We start from the raw sequence: 20,058 nt of genomic DNA, 5'->3' as shown, positions 1-20,058 counted from the left end.
AATCATTCAAATATTTCAGTGGGGCATTGGTCTTGTTAAAGCAAAAACTAAAAATTGGTATCGTGGTGGGAGAAGTTTCTGGAGATACTCTAGGAGTGAAACTCATGCGCAGTTTTCGCGAACAAGGAATTGATGCTGAATTTGAAGGTATTGGTGGTCCACAAATGATTGCTGAGGGTTTCCATAGTTATTATCCAATGGAAATTTTATCAGTAATGGGCATTGTTGAGGTTTTGAAAGATATAAAGAAGTTATTTGCTGTACGTGATGGTCTAGTTGAACGTTGGACTGAACATCCAGTGGATATTTTTATTGGAATTGATGCACCTGATTTCAATTTACGTCTTTCTAAAACAATAAAAGAAAAGAATTTACCAATTAAAACAGTTCAATACGTAAGTCCATCTGTTTGGGCATGGCGTCAAGGGCGGGTACATGGTATTAAACGTAGTATAGATTTAGTGTTGTGTTTATTCCCATTTGAAAAAACATTTTATGAAAATTACGATGTTCCAGCAGCTTTTGTTGGGCATCCACTAGCCAAACAATTACCTTTAAAAAATCCAATTGTAGAAGCAAAACATCAGCTTGGCTTATCTGCACATGAAATGCACGTTGCTTTATTACCAGGAAGTCGAAGAGGTGAAATTGACAGACTATTGCCTTTGTTAATTGGGGCTGCGGAAATACTACATAAGAAATATCCTGAACTAGAGTTTCTGATTCCAGCAATCAATGATGCTCGAAGACAACAAATTGAACATGGTATTCAAAATTTAGATGTAACTTTAAAATCAAAAATTTATATTTTAGAAAATACCGATGCTGAATCTAAAATAGGTCGTATGGTCATGAATGCGAGTGATATTGTCGCACTAGCATCGGGAACTGCGACACTTGAAGCAATGTTATTGCATCGCCCAATGGTGACTTTTTATAAGTTGCATTGGTTAACTTATATGATTGCTAAGTTTCTCGTTAAGATTCCATACTACTCTTTACCTAATATCATTGCAGGTAAAAAAGTCATCCAAGAATTAATTCAAGCTGATGCAACACCAGAACACCTTGCTTCTGAAATTGAAAAATTAATGGATAATGAAACAGCACATATTCAGATGATGCAACATCTAAGTATGCACAAACAATTAATCTCAGGAGATACTGAAAATCCTGTTGATGCAATTCTGAATTGTTTAAAAACAAATTAAGTTAAAAAAGGTCGCATCTCAAATGCCACCTTATCATTTACGCTCTTAGAATCATTTCATAGCCTGTGTATTTACGAATATTGATGACACCAATATCGAGTAATAAATATTGCCCCTTAATGCCATGTAAAACACCACGAATTTTGGGTGTTTTATCCAAATTTAAGGACTTAATTTTTTCTGGATATTGTTCAACTGGGTAAATAAATTCTTTAGGCAATTCATGTTCTAAAAATTCAAGTTCTTCATTGAATTCTAAGTTTTGGCTAAACTCATCTCGCATCGTTTGAATTTTTGGTGCAAATTCTTCCAAAATCTGGTCACGTTGCTCAATTAAATTTAATGGTTCAGCTTCACCTTTAAGGAGCTTACGCCAATCCGTCTTATCGGCAATTTGTGTACCAAATAAAGTTTCTAAATGACCAGATAAGCGGCGTGAACCAACTTTTAAAATGGGTAAAGCTTGGGTTGCACCTTGATCTAACCATCGAGTTGGCATATTAACGATACGAGTAATTCCAATTTTTAATGCGCTTGAATTAGCTAAATATACAATATGAGGTTGGAAACAAACCTTATGTGCAAATTCATCTTCACGACAAGTTCCAAGATGATAATGGCAAGTCTCAGGTTTCATAATACAAAGATCACATTCAGCTTTGGTCTTGAAGCACTTGAAACAGTGACCTTGTGAATATGATTTTGGAGTCTTTGCACCACACGAAGTACAAAAAATATTTCCAGTCCATTCAATTTCTAATTCTTGACCTAGTACGAAGGGTAGATCAGTTTCTGAACGATCTAATATAAATTTATATTCAACATTTGCCTTGCTGGTTGGTTGATCAGTTACACTATGCGTTTTGAGCGCTGCGTGCATTTTGTGACAAATGCCTTGTAGTTCCATCAATAAACTCTCATCTTTCTCAATCAAGGGTTGCAGTTATGGCTGAACAAAATGTCATCACTTCTATGCTAGACGATTTATCTAAAGAACAGCCCATTCATACTGCACTTTGTATCGGTCAGCAAATTGATCAAAATGCTGAAATTCAATGGCATCATTTTAACGTAACTGACTTTTTAAATCTGCCATTTACACAACGTTATGATTTAGGTTTTGTATTATTTGATACAGAGCAAATGCAAAACATCACTGAAACACATAAAGCGCAGCTTTTAGTGAAGTTACGCGACTTAATGGCAAAAAGGATTGTTGTTGTTAGTAAACGAAACGATGAAAAGCTATTGCGTTCACTAGGTTTTACTCAACTTATTGATAAAACTACTCATGATAGTGATTTTGCTCTATGGCAATTCAATATTTTAACTTACAAACATGTTCCTGATTGGTTTAACTCTAAATTTTGGGCAAATCCAGAAAATTGGAATAAATTTCGTTGGTGATTTCTTAGAGTTTACTGCGGCTCTGAATAAGCCGCAGTTATAAAATAATAATAAACTGATGAAATGTTCTTGCAAATTTTAACACTTTAACTTTGTTTTCATGTTGAAAAGCAGCGTATGCTTTTCGAATAAATAATTCTAACTGGAATATAAAAACCATGACAGATTTGACAAATATCGTAGAGATTTTAGCGAAACAGGCCTTAGGCGGTCAGCAACAATCTTCACAAAATAGTGGTTTGGGTGGAATTCTTGGCTCTGTTTTAGGGCAACTTAGTGGTCAACAACAAAACAATCAAAATCAGCCGCAAAGTGGTTTAGGTGGAATCCTAGGTTCTGTACTGGGTCAATTAGGTGGTGGTAATACTTCAACACACAGTAATGCAGCAGGTGGTAACACAACACAAACATTGTTAATCACCGTTTTGCCTTTAATTCTTGCATGGATTCAAAAACAGGGCGGTTTGCAAGGTGCATTGGATAAACTGAAAAATGCAGGTTTGGCAAATCAGGTACAAAGCTGGGTCGATCCTCAACAAGTAAATGCTCAAGATGTTCCAACCCAAAATATTCAAAGCTTGTTTGATGATCAAGATCTCGAACAGGTTGCTCAACAAGCACAAGCGCCAAAGCAAGAAATTTACAGTGCGATTGCGTCTGTATTACCTCAAGTGATTGATTCTTTGACTCCGCAAGGAAGTAATACCAATCCCCAAGAAGCAAATCAAGATATTCAACAAGTATTGAATTTGGTGAGTGGTTTTTTAAAAAGATAAGCATATAAAAATAAAAGGGCGTTTCGCCCTTTTATTTAACACTTCAAATAAACTTCTGATTAGAAGTTATATTCCATACCTAAACCAATAACAGTTTTCTTGTTATTGTCTTTCTGCCAGTCAATTTTTTGTTGAGCAACAACACCGTAGAAACGAGCTTGTTTATTGATATTGTAATCAGCACCTACACCGTATAAATCATTTTTACGATCTTCAAGACCATCAACTTCTGTTTTCGCAGAGATATATTCTGCTTTTAACTTCACTGGTGTAGAAGGAATGATATATGCAGCAGTTACACCGAAAGCGTTTTCTTTTAAGCCTTTGTATCCTACAAGTGTATCATCTGTAGGTTTCGCAGTTTGCCATAAACCACCGAATACTAAACCTTCAGCACCTACTTGAGATAAATCAAGTGAGCCAGTTACACGTACTGCATCTGTATATACACCAGATAAGCCATAAGCATTATACTTTGATGCAACTGCAAAGTTACCTGCAACAGCTGCATTTAAACCAATATCTTTATTTTCGTAAGTTAGAGACGTTGAAACACCATCACCAAATCCATTACGACTACCTTTTTGACCACTTGCAGAGTTATCTAGAGGTATTGTTTGACCGTTTTTATCCTTAGTAGTTTCATTCTGTTCACCTTGTTGGAACATAATGTTAAATGCTAAACCAGCCAATAATTTTTTATCAGTTTCAAAACCAATAACATTGTTAAGACGATCTTCACCTGCTAATACAGCTGTCATATCAAGATCATTGTGGTCATTGAAAATATCTTGGTTATTACCTGCAGCTGTTTTAAAGTAAGAATCAAATTTACCAATTTTTAATGTTGCAATACCATCAGATTTAAGGCCAACAAAACGATTACGTTGTGTTAATTCCTTACCATCTTTATCTTCACTGTCAGCATTTAATTGCCATTCTGCTAAGTAAACAGCTGAAAGGGTATTCGTTAACTTTTCTTCGCCTTTCACACCAAGACGAGAAGCATTGGAGTTAATTTTTGTTACGCTTTCATCTTTAAAGCCATTCTTGTCGATTTGATCTAAAGTCACATTGAGCTTACCATACAATGTAGGTGCTGCTTGCGCTGCATTCATGGCTAAAGTTGCTACAGTAGCAGCAAGAAGCAATTTTTTCATTGAGATTTCTCCAAACACTTTTTGTAAATGGCTGATGCCTTAGTTACTGTTATAAGCTTGCTTGTGTACATAAAGTTACACAGCTCACTGACTTGTATGCAGTATCGGTAAACTTTGTGACAGATAAGTGAAAGAAAAATGACAGTTTGATGACGATTCATATTTAGTAATAATTATATTTGTTATTGATTTTTATATATTTAATAAATAAAAATGGGGCGAAAAGCCCCATCGTATGGATAATTTTTTACTTACAGCACTGCTTTAATCTTTTCAGCAAAGGCTTTAATCTTTTCTTGATCACCCATTTGTGCTGCATGACGACCAAGTTCATGAACTGAGCTAGGAATCAAATGGAAGTGCACATGTGGAACTGTTTGCCCAGCAGCAACTCCTGAAAGTTGCATTAGTACGATCCCTTTAGCATCTAAAGCGGTTTCAATTGCTTTAGCTATCTTTTGAACAATTTGAATCGTATAGGCTGCTGCATCAGCAGGTAAATCCATCAAAGTAACAGCAGGTGTTTTAGGAATAACTAAAGCATGACCATCTGCTTGAGGCATAATATCCATAAAAGCGAGGACCTGATCATCTTCATAGATTTTGATTGCAGGTAGTTCGCCTCTTAAGATTCTTGCAAAAATATTTTGGTCATCGTACGCCATGATTAGTCCTTTAATATAATGAGATGAGAAGTTTTACTTTTCAGACAAAAGTAGAAAATAAACTGCTAAGACTTAAAAATAAGGCTTTTATTTGCAATTTAATTCTTTTTGACGCTCTTTAATTTCATCTAAGCGTTGTTGCTCTCTGTCAGAAAATTTAGGCTTTGTTGTATGGCAGTTTTCATTACCATATTTAGCCTTGGCATCTGCATCTTTAAAACAAAATCCTTTAGATGCATAGATGAGATTATAGTCATCTTGCAACTTTTTACATTCTTGTTCTGGTGTAGCTGCTTGAAGGTTAAAACCTGTAAGGCTTACCAATCCAGCAAAAACTGCAACCGCAAACTTATTCATGAGGTATTCCTCTAGTTAAAAGGCATGAACTCAAAGAAATTAAGAAAATATGTCTATTTTCACGATTTGACTTAAGTTCAACTACTAATATACGGTTTATCAATGAAATTTCAATGAAACTGTATTATTGGAGTGTAATTTTTATCCATAATTCATTCACACAACACATAAATACCTTATATATCAATAGCCTCTATTAAAAGTCATTAAAACAACTAATTATAGAGATTTTAATCTTACTTTTTCATAAGTCAGAGAAAATACCTATAGTACAAAGAATCAGTGTTTTAAAATAGAATCTAATAACGGCAAAAAATCATCCAAAGAATTTCTAAAATGTCATATAAATTTAAATAGACTATTGTGTGCTTATTGCAATTGTCGAGAATGATTCTTCTTTTTGGGGTGGTGGCTGTGAGATTGAATGAAAAAGTTGCTGCAATTGCTTTTTATGCAATTCTTTTCGTATCCATCATAATATTCGGTTTTGGGATTACATTTAAAGACAATATGATTATTGTAATTGGTATATCATTGTTTATGTGTGCATTTCTAGTAAAATCAGAATTTAAATTAGAAGTGTTATTTTGGAAAAATCGCTAACTAAAGTTAGATTCAGATAGGAGAATAGGGCTACTATAATATAACAACCTCTTCTCCCATTCCAATTCACCTAAACCTTGAGTTTTTTACTTTAGTATAATTTTTGTCCACCCTTCATACATTTTGACAGCAGAAGAAAAGTCGCTATTGGGTTCTGCAGTAAGGTTTGCTGCTTGAATCAAACTTTGGGTTAAGGCAAGTATAGGCGCTGGAAGCTTTGCATCATGTACTAAGTCTAAGGCAATCCCTGTATCTTTTGCCAATAAGGGCATGGCAAAGGTGCATGGAAATTCACGACTCAACACACGTTGAGGGAAGATATTTTCCGTCACGAGACTTTTGCCACTGGAAGCATTAATACAATTGAGTGCTGCATCTAGGTTTACACCATGTGCTTTGAGTGTACTAAATCCCTCGGCAACTGACCATAAATTGACAGCAAGCAACATATTGTTGATGGCTTTTACTGCAAAGCCTGCACCTGAATTGCCGACATGCTGAATCAATTTTCCAACGGCTGCCATTGCAGGATAGGCACGTTCAAAAGCATTAATGTCGCCACCTACCATAACCGTAAGTGTTGCATTTTCTGCACCAATGGTTTGTCCGCTAACAGGTGCATCGAGAAAATCGATATTTTGTATTTTTAATCGCTCTGCTAGACGGCGCGCTGCCTCAGGAACACCACTGGTGCAGTCAATCCAGATTGCTCCCGATTTAATCTCAGCACCATCAATCAAGGCTTCAACATCTGCACTGGTTGGCAGACATGAAAATATAACATCTGCCTGTACTGCCTGAGCTAGTTCAACCGCCGTGGTTCCATATTCTGTTGCATGTTGTTCAGCCTTACTAAAGTTTCGATTCCAAACGTAAACTTTTTCGAAATGCTTGGGTAGATGGGCTGCCATACGATAGCCCATAGCACCTAAACCGATGAATGCAACAGATTGAGTCATAGTTTACCTTTATATTGGAGTTGAGCGTTCTGATAACCAAGTTGTCAGTGTTGGCCAGAACTCAATTGAACTATTTTGACTAGACATTAAACCTAAGTGCCCGCCAGGTATCAAAGTAAACGTGACATCTTGACTATTTGTCAACTGTGTTAAAGGAAAAGCAGCCTCAGAAGTAACAAGTTGATCGCTTTTACCTGCACCTACCAATAAAGAACAATTGATGTTCTTCAGTTCAATCGTCTCATTCTTGAGTTTGATTGCGCCATGCTTCAATGGATTTTGTAGCCATACATTAAACAGCATGTCCTGATTGATACCACCTGGATAGTCAATCATGTTATTCAGGAAATGGCTGAGTGTGGCATCTTCCTGAACCAGCTTGAGATTATCAAGATTTTTGAGCAATTGAATATTGCCATCAATCCAACCCTTAGGATCTAACAATTTAAAACCTAATGAGTTTAAAAAACCAGGTGAATGAATCATCAACTTAGGTAAACGGTTATAGATATAATCTTTGATGGTTGGGTTACGCGTCGTAATATATGCCAGTGTTTTATATAATTTTCCGATATAACCCGATGCATAACTATCAATCGGGCTACCTAAAACAATTAAATTTTTAACCGCATTTGGCTTGTGTCGAGCAGTGTAAAGTGTGACAAAAATTCCAGCCATACTCCAACCATGCAAAGAGATTTTTTCAGATTTAGAATGCTTTTGAATCGCCTCAATACAACGTGGAATAAATTTATCTATAAATGATAAAAAATTCACTTGGTAGTTTTTGTAAGTCAACTTACCCCAGTCAATTAGATAAACATCAAAACCACTTTCTTGAAAATGTTTAATCAAAGAGCGGTATGGATATAGATCATAAATATCCATGTTGATGGCAAGAGGAGCTGTAAATACCAATGGCTCTTTGTAACGTTTGTTCTCAGAAGCATAAAAACGAACACGAGTTTGTTTAAATTCAGCAATCACTTGATAAGCTGTCGATTGTGATAATACAAGCTTATCTGCATCGAAGACACGCATAGCTAGATGTTTAAAATTTATTTTTTGCTGTTCTACAAGTGATTTCATCTTTGAAAGTCTCATCATGAGTCAAGATTGCACGAAGTCTAAGCGATAATTTCATCTTATGCCTTGACCTTAAATACGTTAGGCGCTCAAAATGTTGGCATATTTAAACACCTGATCATAAGGCATACAAAACGATGAATCCAAGCGATGATTTAGAATACCAACTTGAAACACTGGCTATTCGCACAGGGCATGATCGTACCTTTGAAGGGGAACATAGTGAACCTATCTTTTTAACATCTTCTTTTGTTTGCGAAAGTGCCGCAGATGCTGCTGCAAAATTTTCTGGGCAAATCGCAGGAAATACATACTCACGTTATACCAATCCAACAGTGCAAGCCTTTGAAAAACGTTTAGCAATATTAGATGGCGCAGAGCGTGCAGTTGCGACCAGTTCTGGTATGGCTGCTGTACATGCGATGTGTATGGCATATTTAAAAGCTGGCGATCATGTGATTTGTTCTCGCGCAGTATTTGGTTCAATCATTGCTTTATTTGAAAAATATGTTGCTAAATTTGCTGTAGAAGTGACTTTTGTCGATTTGGATGATCTTGAAGGCTGGAAACAAGCGATTCGTCCAAATACACGTATTCTCTTTATTGAAACACCCTCGAATCCTTTGGCAAAGGTTGGTGATATGCAAGCAATTGCAGATATTGCCCATGCCAATGGCGCATTATTTGCCGTAGATAACTGTTTTTGTACACCAGTATTGCAACAACCTATCAAGTTTGGTGCTGATTTAGTACTTTATTCAGCAACAAAATATATTGATGGTCAGGGGCGTGCATTAGGTGGTGCTGTAGTCGGTAAGAACGATTTGGTTGAAGAAATTAATGGCGTTGTGCGTACCCTTGGTAATTCAATGAGTCCATTCAATGCATGGATTTTCCTCAAGGGCTTGGAAACGCTCAGTATCCGTATGAAAGCGCACTGTGAAAATGCACAAATACTTGCGGAGTGGTTACACCAACATGAAAAGGTTGAAAAAGTGTATTACGCAGGTTTGCCTGACCATCCTGGGCATGAATTAGCCAAAAAACAGCAAAAAGGTTTTGGCGGTGTTGTATCTTTTGTCGTAAGAGGCGAACGTGAAGGTGCGTGGACGGTTATTGATAATACGCGCTTCTTATCGATTACCAGTAATTTAGGCGATGTTAAGTCAACAATTACCCATCCAGCAACCACCTCACATGGTAGAATGTCGCCTGAAGCCAAACAGGCTGCAGGAATTGAAGAAGGCTTAATTCGTGTTTCTGTTGGTTTAGAAGATATTAATGATATTATTCGCGACTTATCACGCGGTTTAGATTTAATTTAACGAGAGAAACTTATGAACATTAATATGCTCATGCAGCAAGCTCAGCGCATGCAAAAGGATATGGAATCCAATATTAAAAAAGCCAAAGAAGAGCTTGCAAAAACAGAAGTTCACGCTGAGGCGGGCGGTGGTTTGGTTAAAGTAACTATGACTTGCCGTAATGTCGTTAAGCGTATCGAAATTAGCCCAGACTTATTACAAGATGAAGCTGATATGATTGAAGATCTGATTGCTGCTGCGATGAATGATGCAGCACGTCAAGCCGAAGCTATTTCTGAAGAAAAACTTCAAAGTGCGAACTCAGGTATGGGCTTACCACCAGGTTTATCTGGTTTATTCTAAGCCAAAAGTCTCTAAGTCTTTTGGTGAGGCTTAGAGAACCTTTTTTATAAATAATAGAGTTGATCTGTGTTTAGTGAACGATTTGAACAGCTAGTTCAAGCATTGCGTATTTTACCAAGCGTTGGCCCAAAATCTGCACAACGGATGGCATTACATTTGTTGATGAAAAATCGTGAAGGTGCTTTTTCATTATCTTATGCATTACATGAGGCTTCGAGCCATATTCACGAATGCCATATTTGTCATTCATTAACTGAAAATGAAATTTGTGATATTTGTGCGTCTGTAGAAAGAGATGAGCAATTGCTTTGTGTGGTTGAATCTCCAGCTGATGTCATGGCAATCGAACAAAGTGGAAGCTTTAGAGGAAAATATCATGTACTTGGTGGTCATTTGTCTCCATTGGATGGAATAGGTCCTGAAGAAATTGGTATTCCATATTTGATTCAACGATTAAGCCAAGGACAGATTGAAGAAGTAATTTTAGCAACTAATGCCACCGTGGAAGGTCAAGCGACAGCACATTACTTAGTTGAAGCAACGAAACATTTGCCAATTCACATCACCAGAATCGCACAAGGCGTGCCACAAGGTGGCGAATTAGAATATGTCGATAGTCATACGTTAAGTCAAGCGGTACATAATCGTATGAAGATGAAATAATTTTATATTTATTGTAAATTCATGCTATTAATTTAAACAAATAATTCACTTTTACATTTTGTCTAACATTATTTTAGGTATATTTGCTTTAATTTATGGCAGTATAAGCAAACGAAAAGGATTTTCGTTTTTGATGAATAGAATAGGAGTAATTTCATGTTTTTCATGTGGAATAGTGATTAAATTTTTCTTTGTAGGTTTAATTTAGTTTCGTTTCAGCAAAAACTGTATTTTTACAGTCGTATTGCTATTGTTTTTTATTATTTTACTTGAGCAAATATGTTTCAGTTCATTCAACAGCAAAAAGACCTTGCTGTTCTCCTCAGTCAAATGGAACAATGTTCTACCTACGCACTTGATACTGAGTTTATTAAGGTTGATACCTTATATCCAAAACTTGGGGTATGCCAGATTAATTGTAATGGTCAAATTGCTTTACTAGATGGAGTAGCACTTGATTTAGAGCAGTTTTGGCAGAAGGTTTTTACTGCACAGCAGAATATCTTTCATGCTTGTGGCGAAGATATTGATTTAATTTATCATTATGCAGATCAAAAACCATTAAAAAATGTATTTGATACGCAGATCGCAATGGCATTTCTTGGTCATGGGCTTCAGGTAAGCTATCAAAATGCATTAAAAACCTGCCTAAATATTGATATTGATAAGGATCAAACTCGCTCAGATTGGTTGGCACGTCCTTTAAGCCAAGAGCAAATTAATTATGCCGCAAATGATGTCTTATATTTGACAAAGCTCGCTGATACATTAAAACATGATTTACAGCGTAAAGGGCTTTATCAATATGTTTTGGAAGATTGTCAGAATTTAACGAAAGAAATTGCGATAGAAACTCCATTGACAGAGCTATATACCGATATTGGTAATTATCGCCATTCACGTCGTGAGTTAATGCAATTACAGCAGCTCAGTATTTGGCGTGAGCAAATTACCAAAGCCATGAATCAACCACGTAGTTTTGTTCTCAAAAATACAACAATGCTAGATTTAGTGGAAAAAAATCCACGTAATAATTTCCAACTTGCCCAAGTTAAAGATATTCGCCCAAACATTGTACGTGAACATGGCAAAACCATATTAGATTTATTAAAGTTTTTACCACCTGAAGATGAATGGCCATTAAGAATGGCAAGACCAGTGAAGAATAATTCTAAAGAAGTTGCGCCTCAAATTGATGCTTTAATCGATGGAGTCGTGTTTGAAACTGGCATTCCTAAAGAAGTTTTACTACGTAAGAAATGGCTGAATGCAATTTATGAATATGTTGTATTCCATTTAGAAGAGCAAGAATTGCCGAGTTATTTGTTAGGCTGGCGCTACGATATCTTAACCAAGCCATTGGTGGCATTACTGCGACAAGATATTGAATATTTGGCGGCGCAAATGAAGTTAGCTAGGTAAAATAGTTCAGCTGTGAAAGACGACTGTTGCGTTAACATTCGTTAATGTACCTAGTTTTTTTTTCATGTATGCTGTTTAAAGTCTGTTGGAATAAAAATGACCAATAGTCTCTAAGATTGATACGAGTTGTGAGTAAACATGCACTGCGATATTTATAGATCAAGCAAAAAAGACGAAATGTATATGTATATTGCTCGTCCAAATTATTCTGCAGATCAGGAATCAGAAAATCCATTTGAGTCTGTTCCTGAGAGTGTCTTACAAGCTTTTGGAAAAGCTACTTTTGTAATGCATTTGGAACTTCATAGTGAGCGCAAACTTGCACGTGTAAATGTATTGCATGTCTTAGACTCATTACAGACCAAAGGCTTTTTTATTCAAATGCCGCCAGAAGGACTTATTAATCCAAATGCGGTAGAACCAGAGGGTTTGCGTGGTGCTTGAAACGATAACTGCAATATGGTCTCACATTCTATCTGTATTGGATCAATTCCCTGAAGAGAATGTTGCGATTATTGTGTATGTTACAGGTGCAATGATTGCATTATGGTGTTGGTATCGTTTGATGTCACGTATGCCTAATCCAATAGGCGGAATTCTTTGGATTATTGTTTTTGCAATCCTTGCTACACCAACAATCTCTGAAGGTCCCAATTCAGAATTAGCACCTGCTATTTTTGGTTTGATTTTTGGTGTGCTCACAAAAGAGCATGTTTTAATCTGGTCAAATTTATCTTTGATTCTCTTTGTCATTGGTACAGGATTATTGATCGGCTTCTGCTGGTCAAAATACAGTGCAAATAAACTTGCACGTTCGGTTTAGATATTCACATAAAGTTAAAGAAAAATAAGGTTTTCAAATGTCTGCTGATACACAACACTTCACTGGTACAGATCAATATATTGCAACTGACAGCCTGAAACTTGCGGTAAAAGCCGCGCGTGCTTTACAAAAACCATTATTGGTGAAAGGTGAGCCAGGTACAGGTAAAACATTACTTGCAGAACAAGTTGCAGAAAGTTTAGGTCTAAAACTAATTACTTGGCATATCAAATCAACAACCAAAGCTCAGCAAGGTTTGTATGAATATGACGCAGTTTCTCGCTTGCGTGATAGCCAGTTAGGTGATGACCGAGTCTATGACATTAAAAACTATATTAAACCGGGTAAATTGTGGGAAGCATTTACGAGTGAAGAACGTTGTGTATTGTTAATTGATGAAATTGACAAAGCAGATATCGAGTTCCCGAATGACTTATTGCATGAACTCGACAAAATGTCGTTTTATGTTTACGAGACTGGTGAAACCATTACCGCAACACAACGCCCAATTGTGATTATTACTTCGAATAATGAAAAAGAATTACCAGATGCATTCTTGCGTCGCTGCTTCTTTCATTATATTGAATTTCCTGATGAAGCAACGATGCGTGAAATTATTGCAGTGCATTTTCCAAATATTTCGAATACTTTGGTCAGTGAAGCATTGCAAATATTCTTTAAATTACGTGAAGTCACGAATTTAAAAAAACCACCATCAACGTCAGAGTTAATTGACTGGTTAAGCTTGCTTATGGCAGATGATATGCCTGAAGACGTATTGCGCAATCATGATAAATCTAAAGCAATCCCACCATTGTACGGCGCGTTAATCAAGAATGAACAAGATGTTCAATTACTTGAACGTTTAGCTTTTATGTCACGCCGCTAAGAGTGTTTACCAATGTTTGTACGATTGTTTTACACCTTACGTAAATATGGTGTACCTGTAACAACTCGTGAGCTGATTGATCTCAACCAAGCGGTTGCTTCAGGCCTGGTATTTGCAGATCAGGAAGAATTCTATCAGTTGGCTAAAACAGTTTTAGTCAAAGATGAACGTTTCTTTGATAAATTCGATCGTGCCATGAAAGATTATTTTGATGGCATTGAAACTTTTGATTTAGATGAGTTACTTAAACAAGTTCACAAGTTACCTAAAGACTGGTTTGACCTAGAACTGTTAGAAAAACATCTGACACCAGAGCAACGTGCTGAGCTACAAAAAGCAGGTTCTTTAGAAGAACTGATGAAAATGTTGGAAGAACGTTTACGTGAACAGCATAAAAAACATCAGGGTGGCAATCGTATGATTGGCACAGGCGGAACTTCACCTTTTGGTGCTTTTGGTGATCATCCTGAAGGTGTCCGAATAGGTGGGCCAGGGCGTAAACGTTCAGCGGTAAAAGTATGGGAGCAGCGTAAATACCAAAATCTTGATGATGATCAAGTTTTGGGAACACGTCAGATGCAAATTGCATTACGCCGATTACGTAAGTTTGCGCGTCAAGGCGCGGCTGAAGAGCTTGATGTTGATGGGACTATTCGTGAAACTGCTAAGCAGGGTATTCTGGATGTACAGCTCGTGCCTGAGCGCCGTAACCGTATCAAGGTACTGATGCTGTTTGATGTCGGTGGTTCAATGGATGCCTATATCACTGAGTGTGAAAAATTATTTAGTGCGGCGAAGTCTGAGTTCAAAACCTTAGAATATTTCTATTTCCATAATTGTCTCTATGATTATGTTTGGAAAGACAACCATCGCCGTAGTTCAACTCGTATGAATACATGGGATTTGTTCCATACTTACGGTCGCGACTATCGTGTAATTGTTGTCGGTGATGCCAGTATGGCACCATACGAACTCAAGTCGGCAGGTGGTTCAGTTGAATACATGAATGATGAGTCGGGCGAAGTATGGCTTAGACGTTTACGTCAGCATTTTGACAAAACCGCTTGGTTAAACCCTGAAATGGAAGGTTACTGGCATTACACCCAGACCATTAACTGGATCAAAGAAATTTTTGAAAATCATATGTACCCAATGACACTAAAAGGCATTGAAGATATGACGCGTTATTTGTCACGTTAAAAATTCATATGAATACTTTATAATGACCGCTTCTGTATAGAGGCGGTTTTTTTTCTGTTAAATAGATGCTAATCCCGTTAGAATAAAGCGTTTTTGCAATTAGCACTTTTGGAGACGCCTAAGTGGAGCGACCTACAATCAGCCCTGAACATTTACAAGAAGCGGCTGAAAATTTAGTAACCATTCGAGATTTTATTCGTTTTGGTGTAACCGCACTTCGTCAACATGATGCACACTTAGGTCAAGGTACTGAAGATTATTTTGCGGAAAGCTCTGCACTTGTTTTGCAAACACTGTCCCTAGAATGGAAAGCTGATGCAGAAATATTAGATGCAAAATTACTACCAACTGAAAAAGCAGAATTTTTAAGTCTATTAGAACGTCGCATCAATGATCGTATTCCAACCTCATATTTATTAAATTTGGCATATTTCTGTAATAAACCTTATTATGTAGATGAACGTGTACTGATTCCGCGTTCGCCAATTGCTGAATTGATTGAACAACGATTTGCACCATATTGTTTGAATGAAAATGGTCAAATGCTCGAAGCATTGAATAATTTACCAGAAAACACGAATCCGAAAACGCCACAACGTATTTTAGACATGTGTACGGGTTCTGGCTGTATTGCAATCGCTTTAGCTTATGCATTCCCAGATTCTGAAGTCGATGCAACTGATATTTCCAAAGAAGCTTTAGAAGTTGCATCAATTAATGCTGAACACCATGATAAGCAATATCAAGTTGCATTACTTGAGTCTGATTTGTTTGCAAAAATTCCTGCTGAAAATCAATATGATTTAATCGTAAGTAATCCTCCATATGTAGACGCAGAGGATATGGCAGATTTACCAGAAGAATTCTTACACGAGCCTGAGCTTGCACTTGCTGCTGGTCAAGATGGTTTGGATTTAGTTCGTAAAATGTTAGCGCAAGCTGCTGACTATTTGACAGAAGATGGTTTAATCATCATTGAAGTCGGTAATTCAGAATGGGCGATGCGTCAAAACTTTAATACTGTTGATTTCCATTGGCTTACATTCCAAAAAGGTGGTTCTGGTATTTTTGCATTAACTGCGGAACAATGCCGCCGTTATAAAGATATATTCCAGCAATCTATTCAAAATTAAGGGGCTGAAAATGGCAGGCAATAGTATTGGTCAACTTTTTCGGGTAACCACCTGTGGTGAATCACATGGTGCTGGCTTGATGGCAATTGTAGATGGCGTACCACCGGGACTAGAACTTTGCGAAGCAGACTTGCAAAAAGATTTGGATCGCCGTAAGCCGGGTACTTCTAAGTTTGCAACGCAACGTAAAGAGCCTGATCAAGTTGAAATTATTTCTGGTGTTTTTGAAGGCAAAACTACGGGTACATCAATTGGTTTATTGATTCGTAATACAGATCAAAAATCAAAAGACTACGGTAATATTGCCCAAACATTCCGTCCTGGTCATGCTGATTATACCTATACTCAAAAATATGGTTTCCGTGATTATCGTGGTGGTGGTCGCTCAAGTGCACGTGAGACAGCAATGCGTGTTGCGGCAGGTGCGATTGCTAAAAAGTATTTGGCAGAAAAATTTGGTATTGATATCCGCGGGCATGTAACACAGATCGGGAATGAAATTGCAGAAAAGTTAGATTGGGCTGAAGTGCCAAATAATCCATTTTTCTGTGGTGATGTTGATGCAGTTCCTCGCTTCGAGCAATTAGTCACAGCATTACGTGAGCAAGGCACTAGTTGTGGTGCAAAACTCGAAATTATTGCTGAAAAAGTACCCGTCGGTTGGGGTGAACCTGTATTTGATCGTCTCGATGCAGATATTGCTCACGCTATGATGAGTATCAATGCGGTTAAAGGCGTTGAGATAGGGGATGGTTTTGCAGTTGCTGGACAGTTTGGTCACGAAACTCGTGATGAATTAACCACAGATGGTTTCCTTGCAAATCATGCTGGTGGAATTTTAGGTGGTATTTCAAGTGGTCAAACGATTCGTGTCGCGATTGCTTTAAAACCAACCGCAAGTATTACCACTCCTGGTAAAACCATTACAATTGATCGAGAAAACACAGATGTGTTAACCAAGGGTCGTCATGATCCTTGTGTGGGCGTTCGAGCGACTCCAATTGCTGAAGCAATGTTAGCAATTGTTCTAATGGATCATTTTTTAAGACATCGTGCTCAAAATGCTGATGTTGTAGTTCCATTCCAACCAATCGAGCCATAATTTTAATTTTTCACATACTTGCGACACTTTGCGCGCAAGTATGTTTTTTAATAATAAAAAATTCATCTTATAAAGTCTCAGAAATTACATTTTCACTCGTTGCAACATGATATTGATTTCTACCATTATTTTTTGCTACATACAAAGCATGATCTGCTTGAGAGATAAACTCTGATAGGCTGTCATTAAGATGAGGAGTTGTTGTTGCAACACCCACACTGATCGTTACATATTTAGAGACATTACTTCTAGGATGTGCAATCCCTATATTTTGCATTAATCCCATTAAACGTTGAACTTGTATCAGTGCTTGATCTTTATCCGTCATGGAAAATAAAAGTAAGAACTCTTCACCGCCATAACGTGCCGCAAGATCTCCACTTCGCGATGAGATTGAACCCAGCAAAATGGCAATTCGTCTAAGACATTGATCCCCCTGAATATGGCCTAATGTATCATTGTATAGTTTAAAAAAATCGATATCGATCATCATGATTGTGATAGGAACTTCATGACGGATTGAGCGTTTCCACTCATTTTCAAGCACTTCATCGAGGTATCTACGGTTCGCTAAACCAGTTAAAGCATCTTGTTGAGATAAAATTGAAAGTTGTTGCGCCTGACGCATAAGCTCTAATCGATTTAGTTCGATCATACAGTCTTGTAGATAATTCTCTCTATGTTGCCGATCTATTGCATAAGCTAAAGCCATTCCTAGAAAGCTACTAAAAGTATAAGTTCGATTTAAGTAAGTCCAATCAATTGATCCATTAAGCCAAACACTAATGGCAATACCAATTAAACCACCAGACCAACCAGCAAACATCGCTGTATAAAATCGCATACCAACGAAGCCATATATAATGACCACGGCATACATCATGGCAGCATGAAAAAGAACGTTATTCTGGCCATGTTCAAATACATTAATTAACGTGAAAGTAAGAGCGACGGCACCTATAGAGCCTAAGCAAACATAGTAATCAAACCATCTATTCATTGATGGAATGAAAGCAAGTAACCATGCAAAAACAATTATCATGCCGACCCAACCGTAGTACGCGACCCATGCAGTGCGTAGCTCTGTAGGTAGAACTTGATAAGTACCAAAACTTAAATATAAATAGAAGAATAGAATGATTGGTGCACGGTAACGGAATTCATGTGCAGCTTCATTTTTATACTGATCTTTATAAATGACTTCTAATTCTTTAGGAAACCAAACTAAATTTAGTCCGCGAGAGATTAACAAGTCAATCTGTTCTTGCCCGAGTAAGTTGGATGCTTTTAACTTCATCTTAATTCTCATCGCCCCCAATGTTCTTATAAATGTAAATAGGGATTGTTAACTACGTTACACTGTATTAAATAAAATGTGTATTGGATTATATAAAATTAATCATTTTTTATGATAATCAGATTTTATTGCCTGTATTCTATATTTTTCGGGTGTAATATGAATGTATTAGCAACTAATATAATGATTAAACTTAATAAAATGCTGAACAGATAAAAAATATTACAAATTAAATAACAATCATTGTATATTAATTGTATTACGATTAAATCTAGCTATAAAAATAAGCAGCAATCGTGGAAAATAATTGAAATAAGTCATACGAAATAGGATGGATCGAAATGACTGTTATGAAGCAATATGCAACAAAACTAGAAATAACACCTCACTCAGAATGGGCACAACAATTTTGGGATGAACTTGTTCCTGCAAAAGAACGAGTAAGCAAACACCCTTTATTTTTAAATATGGCAAGCGGTAGCCTAAATTTAGAATGCTTTCGGTCAGCATTATTAAATTTTTATCCTTTGGTTGCTCATTTTCCATCATATATGGCAGGTGCTTTAGCTAAAGCGACGGCTTTTTCTTTAGATGGTGTAACTGAGACTAGAGATTGGTTAATTCAAAATATCAAAGTTGAAGAAAGACATTTACATTGGTATCAAGATTGGGCGAAGGGTTTTGGCATAACGACTGAAATGTTGAATGAAGTTAGACCACCAGTAGCAATGAATGCAGTCAATCATTTTTTATGGGATGTAAATTTTAGGGGAAGTTTAGCGGAGAGTATTGCTGCAACAAATTTAGCAATAGAGTGGGCGACAGGGGATTGGACCATTCATGTTTATAAAGGAATACAAGCTTATACAGAAACACCAGAAGTAAATATTAATAAAAGATCATTGGCATGGTTAAGAGCTCATGCACACTATGATGATCTACATCCTTATGAAGCGATGGAGCTGATTAAGAGATTATGCGACAAAGATCCAGTTTCTCAGAGAAAAGCTTTTTTAGCAGCGAAAGAAGGCTTGGCTTATTATGAGCTGGCTTTAGATGAGTGTTACAAGTTACAAAATAATAATTAAAAATACCGAATAAACTGCTATTTAGTTGGGGTACTAAGTAGCAGTTTTTATTTAATTTTTTTAAACTGAATTCATTTTATCGTAGAAATTCTTTAATTTAGGGAACTCCAGTGGCGCGTTAACTTGTCTAGATTAACTATGTATTTTTCAAAACGAATAAGAATTTTTTCTCGTTCTTCATCTGTGATATATAGGACATGGTAGGCAATAAAAGTTTGGTGCTGATCAATATCATTTAATATTTAATAAAGAACTTCTAAAGCAGAATTACAGCAATTTTTGTCGTTGAACCAAATCGCTAAGTATCTTAGTTTAACTGATAGAACTTTACAACGCCAACTTGCAAATGAAAAAACAACATTTCAAATCTTACTTAGTGAAAGCCGTCAGGCAAAAGCAAAAGCTCTTTTAAAAGAAAATAAATTATCCATTCAAGAGATTTCAAATCTTTTAGGCTATGCAGACATTTCTTATTTTTCACATGCTTTTAAAAAGTGGACAAATATGACGCCAAGTAACTATAGAATGCCAAAATAAAGAAAATAGACTA

Annotated in this window: 21 protein-coding genes and 1 pseudogene; 15 read left to right on the top strand and 7 right to left on the bottom strand. The window is 36.7% G+C overall.

Features of this window, described 5'->3' with window-relative positions; all coding sequences use genetic code 11:
* Positions 1–32 precede the first annotated feature (32 nt).
* Positions 33–1,211, top strand: coding sequence for a lipid-A-disaccharide synthase (gene lpxB / locus CDG59_RS09530; protein ID WP_171295023.1), 1,179 nt, complete (start codon positions 33–35; stop codon positions 1,209–1,211).
* 37 nt (positions 1,212–1,248) lie between these two features.
* Here the strand turns inward: lpxB and CDG59_RS09525 are convergent, their stop codons facing one another.
* On the bottom strand, positions 1,249–2,118 hold the full coding sequence (locus CDG59_RS09525; RefSeq protein ID WP_087545009.1) for a DUF2797 domain-containing protein: 870 nt from the start codon (positions 2,116–2,118) through the stop codon (positions 1,249–1,251).
* Between the two features lie 38 nt (positions 2,119–2,156).
* Between CDG59_RS09525 and CDG59_RS09520 the strand changes: the two genes are divergently transcribed.
* Both CDG59_RS09520 and CDG59_RS09515 read left to right on the top strand, forming a co-directional pair.
* Positions 2,157–2,618, top strand: coding sequence for a DUF6231 family protein (locus CDG59_RS09520; RefSeq protein WP_004662088.1), 462 nt, complete (start codon positions 2,157–2,159; stop codon positions 2,616–2,618).
* Positions 2,619–2,776: 158 nt separating this feature from the next.
* Positions 2,777–3,394, top strand: a complete 618-nt coding sequence (locus CDG59_RS09515; RefSeq protein WP_087545007.1) for a YidB family protein — start codon at positions 2,777–2,779, stop codon at positions 3,392–3,394.
* Positions 3,395–3,453: 59 nt separating this feature from the next.
* Here CDG59_RS09515 and CDG59_RS09510 read toward each other — a convergent pair whose 3' ends face one another.
* The 5 genes from CDG59_RS09510 to CDG59_RS09485 form a co-directional block, all read right to left on the bottom strand.
* Positions 3,454–4,554 (bottom strand): porin, encoded by a 1,101-nt coding sequence (locus CDG59_RS09510; protein ID WP_087545005.1) that lies wholly within the window; start codon positions 4,552–4,554, stop codon positions 3,454–3,456.
* Between the two features lie 251 nt (positions 4,555–4,805).
* A complete protein-coding gene (locus tag CDG59_RS09505) occupies positions 4,806–5,219 on the bottom strand; it encodes an HIT family protein (protein ID WP_087537097.1) in 414 nt (137 codons plus the stop codon).
* An 87-nt stretch (positions 5,220–5,306) separates the two neighbouring features.
* A complete protein-coding gene (locus CDG59_RS09500) occupies positions 5,307–5,576 on the bottom strand; it encodes a YARHG domain-containing protein (protein WP_004662096.1) in 270 nt (89 codons plus the stop codon).
* Positions 5,577–6,265: 689 nt separating this feature from the next.
* Positions 6,266–7,138 carry an NAD(P)-dependent oxidoreductase gene (locus tag CDG59_RS09490; protein ID WP_087545004.1) on the bottom strand — a complete coding sequence of 291 codons (873 nt, stop codon included), beginning with the start codon at positions 7,136–7,138 and terminating at the stop codon, positions 6,266–6,268.
* Between the two features lie 9 nt (positions 7,139–7,147).
* Positions 7,148–8,227, bottom strand: coding sequence for an alpha/beta fold hydrolase (locus CDG59_RS09485; RefSeq protein WP_087545002.1), 1,080 nt, complete (start codon positions 8,225–8,227; stop codon positions 7,148–7,150).
* 134 nt (positions 8,228–8,361) lie between these two features.
* Between CDG59_RS09485 and CDG59_RS09480 the strand changes: the two genes are divergently transcribed.
* The 10 genes from CDG59_RS09480 to aroC all read left to right on the top strand — a co-directional run bounded on the left by CDG59_RS09480 (position 8,362) and on the right by aroC (position 17,123).
* A complete protein-coding gene (locus CDG59_RS09480) occupies positions 8,362–9,549 on the top strand; it encodes an O-succinylhomoserine sulfhydrylase (protein WP_087545001.1) in 1,188 nt (395 codons plus the stop codon).
* Positions 9,550–9,561: 12 nt separating this feature from the next.
* A complete protein-coding gene (locus tag CDG59_RS09475) occupies positions 9,562–9,891 on the top strand; it encodes a YbaB/EbfC family nucleoid-associated protein (RefSeq protein ID WP_087544999.1) in 330 nt (109 codons plus the stop codon).
* Between the two features lie 66 nt (positions 9,892–9,957).
* Entirely contained in the window at positions 9,958–10,554 is a 597-nt protein-coding gene (gene recR / locus CDG59_RS09470; protein WP_087544998.1) for a recombination mediator RecR, read from the top strand.
* A 279-nt stretch (positions 10,555–10,833) separates the two neighbouring features.
* Positions 10,834–11,976 carry a ribonuclease D gene (locus CDG59_RS09465; protein WP_087537103.1) on the top strand — a complete coding sequence of 381 codons (1,143 nt, stop codon included), beginning with the start codon at positions 10,834–10,836 and terminating at the stop codon, positions 11,974–11,976.
* Between the two features lie 138 nt (positions 11,977–12,114).
* Positions 12,115–12,420 (top strand): YcgL domain-containing protein, encoded by a 306-nt coding sequence (locus tag CDG59_RS09460; protein WP_046738558.1) that lies wholly within the window; start codon positions 12,115–12,117, stop codon positions 12,418–12,420.
* On the top strand, positions 12,413–12,799 hold the full coding sequence (locus CDG59_RS09455) for a hypothetical protein (RefSeq protein WP_087544996.1): 387 nt from the start codon (positions 12,413–12,415) through the stop codon (positions 12,797–12,799). The genes CDG59_RS09460 and CDG59_RS09455 overlap by 8 nt, the downstream gene beginning before the upstream one ends.
* Positions 12,800–12,836: 37 nt before the next feature.
* Positions 12,837–13,688: an AAA family ATPase gene (locus CDG59_RS09450; RefSeq protein WP_004662110.1), complete on the top strand. Its 852-nt coding sequence runs from the start codon at positions 12,837–12,839 to the stop codon at positions 13,686–13,688.
* 12 nt (positions 13,689–13,700) lie between these two features.
* Positions 13,701–14,888 carry a vWA domain-containing protein gene (locus CDG59_RS09445; protein ID WP_087544995.1) on the top strand — a complete coding sequence of 396 codons (1,188 nt, stop codon included), beginning with the start codon at positions 13,701–13,703 and terminating at the stop codon, positions 14,886–14,888.
* Positions 14,889–15,010: 122 nt separating this feature from the next.
* Positions 15,011–16,021: a 50S ribosomal protein L3 N(5)-glutamine methyltransferase gene (gene prmB / locus CDG59_RS09440; protein ID WP_087544993.1), complete on the top strand. Its 1,011-nt coding sequence runs from the start codon at positions 15,011–15,013 to the stop codon at positions 16,019–16,021.
* A 10-nt stretch (positions 16,022–16,031) separates the two neighbouring features.
* Positions 16,032–17,123 (top strand): chorismate synthase, encoded by a 1,092-nt coding sequence (gene aroC, locus CDG59_RS09435; RefSeq protein ID WP_005160180.1) that lies wholly within the window; start codon positions 16,032–16,034, stop codon positions 17,121–17,123.
* Between the two features lie 67 nt (positions 17,124–17,190).
* On the opposite strand, the gene CDG59_RS09430 is transcribed toward aroC, so the two are convergent.
* A complete protein-coding gene (locus CDG59_RS09430) occupies positions 17,191–18,420 on the bottom strand; it encodes a GGDEF domain-containing protein (RefSeq protein ID WP_005160176.1) in 1,230 nt (409 codons plus the stop codon).
* A 341-nt stretch (positions 18,421–18,761) separates the two neighbouring features.
* Here CDG59_RS09430 and CDG59_RS09425 point away from each other — a divergent pair, with 341 nt between their 5' ends.
* Both CDG59_RS09425 and CDG59_RS09415 read left to right on the top strand, forming a co-directional pair.
* Entirely contained in the window at positions 18,762–19,508 is a 747-nt protein-coding gene (locus CDG59_RS09425; protein ID WP_087544991.1) for a TenA family transcriptional regulator, read from the top strand.
* A gap of 270 nt (positions 19,509–19,778) precedes the next feature.
* Positions 19,779–20,045: pseudogene (locus CDG59_RS09415) on the top strand (helix-turn-helix transcriptional regulator); the annotation flags it as partial.
* Between the last annotated feature and the right edge of the window lie 13 nt (positions 20,046–20,058).

The sequence above is a fragment of the Acinetobacter sp. WCHA29 genome, assembly GCF_002165335.1.
Taxonomy (GTDB): Bacteria; Pseudomonadota; Gammaproteobacteria; order Pseudomonadales; family Moraxellaceae; genus Acinetobacter.
This window is presented reverse-complemented; position numbering and strand designations above follow the sequence as displayed.

Excerpts from the sequence above, each read along its gene's own strand:
- CDG59_RS09525 (WP_087545009.1), bottom strand. The coding sequence starts at position 2,118 with ATGGAACTACAAGGCATTTGTCACAAAATGCACGCAGCGCTCAAAACG.
- CDG59_RS09520 (WP_004662088.1), top strand. The coding sequence starts at position 2,157 with ATGGCTGAACAAAATGTCATCACTTCTATGCTAGACGATTTATCTAAA.
- CDG59_RS09515 (WP_087545007.1), top strand. The coding sequence starts at position 2,777 with ATGACAGATTTGACAAATATCGTAGAGATTTTAGCGAAACAGGCCTTA.
- CDG59_RS09510 (WP_087545005.1), bottom strand. The coding sequence starts at position 4,554 with ATGAAAAAATTGCTTCTTGCTGCTACTGTAGCAACTTTAGCCATGAAT.
- CDG59_RS09505 (WP_087537097.1), bottom strand. The coding sequence starts at position 5,219 with ATGGCGTACGATGACCAAAATATTTTTGCAAGAATCTTAAGAGGCGAA.
- CDG59_RS09500 (WP_004662096.1), bottom strand. The coding sequence starts at position 5,576 with ATGAATAAGTTTGCGGTTGCAGTTTTTGCTGGATTGGTAAGCCTTACA.
- CDG59_RS09490 (WP_087545004.1), bottom strand. The coding sequence starts at position 7,138 with ATGACTCAATCTGTTGCATTCATCGGTTTAGGTGCTATGGGCTATCGT.
- CDG59_RS09485 (WP_087545002.1), bottom strand. The coding sequence starts at position 8,227 with ATGAAATCACTTGTAGAACAGCAAAAAATAAATTTTAAACATCTAGCT.
- CDG59_RS09480 (WP_087545001.1), top strand. The coding sequence starts at position 8,362 with ATGAATCCAAGCGATGATTTAGAATACCAACTTGAAACACTGGCTATT.
- CDG59_RS09475 (WP_087544999.1), top strand. The coding sequence starts at position 9,562 with ATGAACATTAATATGCTCATGCAGCAAGCTCAGCGCATGCAAAAGGAT.
- CDG59_RS09465 (WP_087537103.1), top strand. The coding sequence starts at position 10,834 with ATGTTTCAGTTCATTCAACAGCAAAAAGACCTTGCTGTTCTCCTCAGT.
- CDG59_RS09460 (WP_046738558.1), top strand. The coding sequence starts at position 12,115 with ATGCACTGCGATATTTATAGATCAAGCAAAAAAGACGAAATGTATATG.
- CDG59_RS09450 (WP_004662110.1), top strand. The coding sequence starts at position 12,837 with ATGTCTGCTGATACACAACACTTCACTGGTACAGATCAATATATTGCA.
- CDG59_RS09445 (WP_087544995.1), top strand. The coding sequence starts at position 13,701 with ATGTTTGTACGATTGTTTTACACCTTACGTAAATATGGTGTACCTGTA.
- aroC (WP_005160180.1), top strand. The coding sequence starts at position 16,032 with ATGGCAGGCAATAGTATTGGTCAACTTTTTCGGGTAACCACCTGTGGT.
- CDG59_RS09430 (WP_005160176.1), bottom strand. The coding sequence starts at position 18,420 with ATGAAGTTAAAAGCATCCAACTTACTCGGGCAAGAACAGATTGACTTG.
- CDG59_RS09425 (WP_087544991.1), top strand. The coding sequence starts at position 18,762 with ATGACTGTTATGAAGCAATATGCAACAAAACTAGAAATAACACCTCAC.